At 61.4% G+C, this 6,766-nt stretch carries 5 protein-coding genes; 1 reads left to right on the forward strand and 4 read right to left on the reverse strand.

Annotated features, from left to right (window positions below):
* Positions 1–18: 18 nt before the first annotated feature.
* The 3 genes from hmpA to GTP55_RS13805 all read right to left on the reverse strand — a co-directional run bounded on the left by hmpA (position 19) and on the right by GTP55_RS13805 (position 4,013).
* Positions 19–1,200: an NO-inducible flavohemoprotein gene (gene hmpA, locus GTP55_RS13795; RefSeq protein ID WP_161045504.1), complete on the reverse strand. Its 1,182-nt coding sequence runs from the start codon at positions 1,198–1,200 to the stop codon at positions 19–21.
* 102 nt (positions 1,201–1,302) lie between these two features.
* Positions 1,303–3,579 carry a TonB-dependent receptor gene (locus GTP55_RS13800; protein WP_161045505.1) on the reverse strand — a complete coding sequence of 759 codons (2,277 nt, stop codon included), beginning with the start codon at positions 3,577–3,579 and terminating at the stop codon, positions 1,303–1,305.
* Between the two features lie 74 nt (positions 3,580–3,653).
* Positions 3,654–4,013 carry a DUF2946 domain-containing protein gene (locus GTP55_RS13805; protein ID WP_161045506.1) on the reverse strand — a complete coding sequence of 120 codons (360 nt, stop codon included), beginning with the start codon at positions 4,011–4,013 and terminating at the stop codon, positions 3,654–3,656.
* A gap of 107 nt (positions 4,014–4,120) precedes the next feature.
* Here GTP55_RS13805 and GTP55_RS13810 point away from each other — a divergent pair, with 107 nt between their 5' ends.
* On the forward strand, positions 4,121–6,184 hold the full coding sequence (locus tag GTP55_RS13810; RefSeq protein WP_229257921.1) for a TonB-dependent receptor family protein: 2,064 nt from the start codon (positions 4,121–4,123) through the stop codon (positions 6,182–6,184).
* 42 nt (positions 6,185–6,226) lie between these two features.
* On the opposite strand, the gene GTP55_RS30355 is transcribed toward GTP55_RS13810, so the two are convergent.
* Positions 6,227–6,331, reverse strand: coding sequence for a LacI family DNA-binding transcriptional regulator (locus GTP55_RS30355; RefSeq protein WP_161045508.1), 105 nt, complete (start codon positions 6,329–6,331; stop codon positions 6,227–6,229).
* Positions 6,332–6,766 lie beyond the last annotated feature (435 nt).

The raw sequence follows: 6,766 nt of genomic DNA on the forward strand, positions 1-6,766 counted from the left end.
ACATAGTTGAAAAGCGCATCAAGCCAGGGCTTCCGCCGGACCAAAGAACTCGAAGTGCGTTTGCGATGCCGGCACGCCCAGCTCCGCCAGATGAGACTTGATCGCCTTCATGAACGGCGTCGGGCCGAGGAAGTAGGCGTCTACATCGCGCGTCTCCGGCAGCCACGCGGTCAGCTGCTGCGGATTTAGATAGCCGGTGGCATGCGGCTGCACCGCACCAGCATCGGCCAACTCATAGCAGTAGAAACGCTGCAACTGCGGGTGGCTGGCGGCCAGCGCGTCGATGTGAGCGCGGAACGCATGCACGCCGGCGTGGCGCGCCGCGTGAATGAAGTGGACCTGTCGACCGGTGGTCAGCGCCGCCGTCAGCATCGGCAGCGTTGGCGTGATGCCGACGCCACCACTGATCAGTACCAGCGGCTTGTCGCTGTCGGCCAGCACAAAGTCGCCCGACGGCGGGAACAGATCGATGCTATCGCCGACCTGCACGCCATCATGCAGGAAATTGGACACCACGCCGCCCGGTTCACGCTTCACACTGATGCGATAGCTCTCGCCATTGGCCGTGGCGGACAGCGAATACTGGCGACGCTGCTCCGCGCCATTCACCGCCACCAGCACGCCGATGTACTGGCCAGGCTTGTGCGCCACCACCTTGCCGCCATCCACAGGCGTCAGCACGAAGGAGGTGATCTCCTCGCTTTCCACCGTCTTGGCCGTCACCTTGAAGGCGCGCGCACCGCGCCAACCACCTTCGGCCTGTTCGTTTTCCTTGTAGACGTTTTCCTCGGCGCCGATCAGGATATCCGCCAACTGGCCGTAGGCCGCACCCCAGGCCTCAATCACCGCATCGGTCGCCACCTGGTCGCCCAGCACCTCGCGGATCGCTTTCAACAGCGCGGCGCCGACGATAGGGTAGTGCTCCGGCTGGATCTGCAGCGACACATGCTTGTTCACGATGGTGCCGACCAGCGGCCCGAGTTTTTCCAGTTTCTCGATATTTTTTGCGTACATCAGCACCGCATTGGCCAGCGCGCGCTGCTGGTTGCCGTCTTGCTGGTTGGCCTGATTGAACAAGGGCTTCACGTGCGGGTAGTCGCGGAACAGCGATTGATAGAAATGGCGGGTCAGTGCTTCGCCGCCTTCTTCCAGGATTGGAACGGTGGCAGTGATGATGGCTTTATGTTCGGTGCTCAGCATGATGATCTCTGTCTATATGAAGTTTTGACGTAAACAAGTATATCATATGAATGTTTAAATGCGCGCCAGGCGCCACCGAAAATCCGGCGGCGCCTGCGAGGGTTAGAGATCGAACTTCAGCTCAGCGACGTAAGTACGTTGCGGATAAGGGTGGAAGTTCCAGTACTGGTAGTTATTCAGATTGTCGATGCCGAGCGCCATGCTCCATTGCGCGTTGAAGCGATAGCGCACGCGCGCATCGGCAGTAAAGTACTTGCTGGAGCCTTGATAGGCGAAGCCGTTGACATCCGAATTATCCAGCGTCGAATACTGCCTGCCGCTGTAACGCCCGGCCAGCGTCATCGACAGCTTGTCGTTGACCGCGTAGGAAGCCACGCCGGTCGCGCGCCACTCCGGAATGCGCGGTTGCCATTTACCGACGCTGCTCGGCGCCTTATCGTTGCGGATGATCTTCGAATCAGTCCACGTCAGGCTGGAACTCAGATCGAGGCCGCGCAGCAGCACATCATTGGCGCCATACGATACCTCCAAACCCTTGGTGCGGATCAGATCCACGTTCTGGATATTCGTGACCATGGGCGTGACCAGCACATTGGTCTGCGAGTACAGCGCATCGGTGGTGCGCTCGCCGAACGCAGTCAGGCGCAGATAGCCGGTGGCCAGCTTGCGCTCACCACTCAGCTCCGTGGTCCACGACTTCTCGGGTTTGAGATTCGGATCGTTATTGGTCAGCTGGCCGGCGGCATTGACGCCGCCCTGATATAGCTCCGACACCGTCGGCATGCGCACCGCGCGGCCCAGTGACGCCTTCAATACCCAGTCCTCGCTGGCCTGATACGCCAGGGCGGCTTTTGGCGACATATAATTTTCAGTCCGCTCCGCGTACGATGCGGCCTTGGTGGCATTGGCAATCACGCCGTCATGCGCATGCCAGCGCTCGAAGCGCGCACCCAATACCGTCTTCCACTGCGGCGCGAACTTCCAGGTATCCTGCGCATACAGGCTGTTGATTCCCGACTTGCCGCCGAAGCGCGAGGTGGGATTGCCGCTCGCCACGCCGTTGATCCAGTCGGTGGTGGGCGACTCGGTGCTGCTTAACTTGTAGGCCTCCCGCTGATAGCCGAATTCCGCCACGTTCTCGGCATCGGGCCGCCACACACCCTTGGCCGCAAACGTGTTCCAGCCGGTGCCACCCTGATTCACCAGCCGTCCCGCGCCGCCGGACAATGCTTCCGGCATGGTGACCGTCGTGGCTGCGCGCAGTTGGTCCTTGTTGTAGTCATACAGGCTGGCCGCGACCTCCCAGTCGAATACACCCTTGGTGTTGGTCTTCAGCGTCAGGCCATGCATGAAGTGCTGCAGGTCTTCGTTGGACAGGTTGAAATCGGTCGGCGCCAGCGTGTAGGCATGGCCATTCACATTGACCGTGCCGGTGTAGACCGGCTGGCCCGCCGCATCGCGCAGATAGGTGGCCGGACGGCCTTCCGAATCATTGCGCCACAAGCCGAAGGTGTAGGTGGCGCGCATGGTCGGCGAAAAATCGTACGCCAGCCTGGCCTTCAACTGATCCTGAACCGTGTGGTACTGCGTCGCCGCGCCGAGCAGATACCAGGGATTGTTGCTACGGTCCAGTCCCGCCACCGCGCCGGTGACCGGCGTGCCGGCGCTGCTCAGCGGCGTGTTGGCCGAACGCGTAGGGAAGGTCAGTGGCTGGCCTTCGCTGTCGGTGCGGCTCAACGCCAGCCACCACGACCACGCGCCTTGACGGTCGCCCAGCTCAAAGCTGCCTTGCTTGCCGTCGTAGTTATCGTTGGTGCCGTAGAGTTTAAACGGCTGATGCGTCAACGTCAGCTTGGCGTGCGCTTCAAATTTGGTCGGCATACGCGTGACGTAATCGACCACCGCGCCAACCGAATTGCCGCCATACGCGGCGGAGAAGGGACCATACAGCACATCGACCCGTTCGATTTCTTCCGGGCTGACCATGCCCCAGCGCGGAGCGAAGGTGGCGCCGTTGCCCAAATAATTGGACAGCAGGATGCCGTCCGCGTAGACCATCGAGCGCGCGCTGTTGCCGGTGCCGGAGGCGCGCGTCGACAGCACGGCGTGGTTGTAGTCGCCGATATAGCGCTTGCGCACCAGAAGGCTGGGCAGGTATTTGAGCGCGTCCTCGGCGTCGGTGGCGTTGATATCGCGTTCGATTTCTTCCTTGGTGATGCCCTCGATGGTGGTCGGGATCTGCGTCGGCAGCGAGGTAGGGCGGTTGCCGGTGACGATGACCGTGCCCAGTTGATGCAGCGGGACATCTTCGTCCGCGTGGGCGTGCGTAGCAAAGGCAGCAAGCAGCGCCAATGCCAATGGAGACAGATTGGTATTCATGGTATTCCTGATGATGCGGATAGATGGCCGCTGTCCTTGTCAACACACCAGGACAGCGGAAACACGACTAACGATCAGGAAAAGGCGGGCGGTCCGCGCGGACTGGCGGCGCGCCACGTTTGCAGCGGCTGCGGCGCGGTGTAGAACAGCGGCGGATACACATCATGGCCGCCGATGATGGCGAAACCATTGATGGGCGATGGCGGCAGGGCTGGCGTCGACGCCTGCATGGCGCAGTAGGCGCAGTGCTCCATGCCGTGCATGATGTTGGTCGGCGCCTTCTTGGAGCCACTGTTTACGGTACACATTTCCGCCAGCGCCGCCTCAGTGGTGGACGCCAGCGCGTGCGAGACCGTCGGCGCCAGCGCAGCAAACAGGACGGCCAGCATGGCGATCCAGATGTGCAGCACTTGGCGTTTGGCGGAATAGAACATTGGACAATTATAAACGACACCGCGCAAAACTAGTCATTGATAATGAGAACTGTTATCATTCCGCCTGTTTTTCAATATCAACTATTCTTCCTATGCCTGAACTGTCCATGAACGTTGCGCCATTTAAATTGACCGCGTTGGCCGCCGCAGTAGCCCTATTGACGGCGCCGCTCGCCTTGCATGCCCAGCAAACCGATGACGCGCCGATGGAAACCATTCAAGTGTCGGGCAGCTGGCTGGGCTCCGGCCTGCAAAACAGCGTCAAGAACTTCGCTGGCGCGCGTACCGTGGTCAACAAGGAAGAGATCGACGAAACCGGCGCCGCCAACATCGGCGACGTGCTACGCCGAATTCCGGGCGTGCAATCGACCGACAACTCGGGCACGGCCGGCAGCGCCATCTCGCTCAACATCGGCATTCGCGGCCTGACCGGCCGTTACTCGCCGCGCTCGACCGTGCTGCTGGACGGCATTCCGCTGGCGGTGGCGCCATATGGCCAGCCGCAGCTGTCGTTTGCGCCGGTCAGCCTGAACAATATCGAATCGATCGACGTCGTGCGCGGCGGGGGCGCGGTGCGCTACGGCCCGCAGAACGTCGGCGGCATCATCAACTTCCGCAGCCGTTCGATTCCGGAAGGCGAGGGCATCAGCGGCGACGCCAGCGTGCGCTACAACCACTTCAGCGAAGGCGACGGCAATCGCCAGTACAGCGCGTTTGTCGGCGGCACCGCCAGCAACGGCCTGGGGGTGGCGCTGATGTATTCGGGCATGGAAGGTTCGGAGTGGCGCCAGGGGAGCGACGAGCGCGTCAACGACGTCGCGATCAAGTTCCGCTATCCGCTGAACAGCCACAGCGAGGTGTACGGCAAGATTTCTTACTACGACGTGCTGTCGCGCACGCCGGGCGGCCTGACCGTGGTGCAATACAAGGCCGACCCTTTCCAGAACACCCGTCCGACCGACTTCTGGAGCGGTGACCGCCACGGCGTCGACGTGGGTTACCTGAACACCGTCTCGACCACGCAGGAATTCGAGATCAAAGCGTACTACAACGAAAGCTTCCGCCAGAGCGCGCTGATCAACGCGGCCAAGACCCAGATCACCTGGCAGCCGCGCAACTACGAAGTGCTGGGCATCGAACCGCGCTACACACAGCGCTTCAACGGCGGCGGCATGGTGCATGACGTGACTGTCGGCTACCGTTACCTGCGCGAGCGCGGCGACGACAACAACTACCTGCAAACCGTGGCGACCGGGCTCAAAGGCACGATCGGCACCTTCGTCAATAGCACCGACGCGCACGCGGCTTACATCGACGACCGCATTGCGCTGGGCCAATGGCGCATCACGCCGGGCGTGCGTTACGAGCAGATCTCGTCGACCCGCAACGACGTCGCCGCCAAATCGACCTTTGAGACCGACAACACCAAAGCGCTGCCGTCGCTCAACGTAGCCTACCTGCTGAATCCGGCGCTGACGGTGTTCGTCAACTACACCACCTCGTTCGGACCGGTGCAGAACACCCAGCTCAACTCGCAGACGCCGAACAACCCGCTGAAGCCGGAACTGGCCAAGACCGCCGAACTGGGCGCGCGCTGGAAGAGCGGCGCCGTGAGCGCCGAGGCGACCCTGTTCAAGCTCAAGTTCGACAACCAGATCGTGCAGGTGCCGGGCACCACGCCGGCGACGTTCCAGAACATCGGCGCGACCAACCACGACGGTATCGAAACGGCGGCCGACTACACGTTTGACGACGCCAGCGCGCTGGCCGGCCTGAACGTCTACGCCAACTACACCTACACCAGAGCGTTGCAGGAATCGGGCGCGACGGCCGGGCTGGACGTACCGTTCTACTCGCGCACCACCGACACCATCGGCGCGCGCTACCGCGTCGGCGCGTGGACCGCCAACCTGTCCACCACCCACCAGACCAAGCAGTATTCCGACACCGCCAACACGGTGGCGGAGTCGGCCAATGGCGCAACCGGGCAGATCCCCGGCTTCCGCCTGTGGAACGCCAACGTCTCGTGGAAGCAGCGCGCGTACGAAGTCGCGGCCGGCGTCAACAACATCGTCGACAAGCGCTACTACACCCGCAACGTCGACGGCAACGCCGGCCGCATGGTCGGCGGCCCGCGCACCGCCTACGTCCAACTGCGCCTCACCTACTAAACCCGGGGTCAGGTCTCACATTTCTACACGAACTCGACGGTATCAGCTGCGTTTTTTAACGGCGCGGCTTGCCGTCATGAGCGAGACGCCGAAATGGCGCGCGATCTCGGTTAATGTGTATGCATGGCTGTCGTAGGCGGCGGCCATTGCGTCATCCCGGTCTGGGTAACTTTCTTGATACGTCCTTAATGACTGCGCCAAGTTGCTGCGCTGAATTTTGGAGATGCCTTGCAGGGGAGTTGTGGTCGCCGCCGATTGAACGTGTTGCGCGAAATCGTTAGTGGCCCACCAAATCGTGACGGCGATTGAAATTAAATAAGCGCCTTGCGGTTACCCCGGCTGGTGACGTGGTAAAGGGCTCCTGGGAATTCTAATCTGAGTGGGCGTGTCATTCATCGAAATTAAACCAATTGCTTCGCAGTGACTTGGCCTAGATCAGTTTTCGGCTAATAGTGAGAGCTCGTGTAGAAATGGGAGACCTCGTATATTGAACGTACCGCGTCGCCATCAGATAATCAGAAAGGTGAAGCGGTCAGGCAGGGTGATGCCGACCAGACTGTGGGCCATTAAGCCCGTGGGTCA

It is taken from the genome of Duganella margarita, assembly GCF_009857535.1.
GTDB lineage: Bacteria > Pseudomonadota > Gammaproteobacteria > Burkholderiales > Burkholderiaceae_D > Rugamonas > Rugamonas margarita.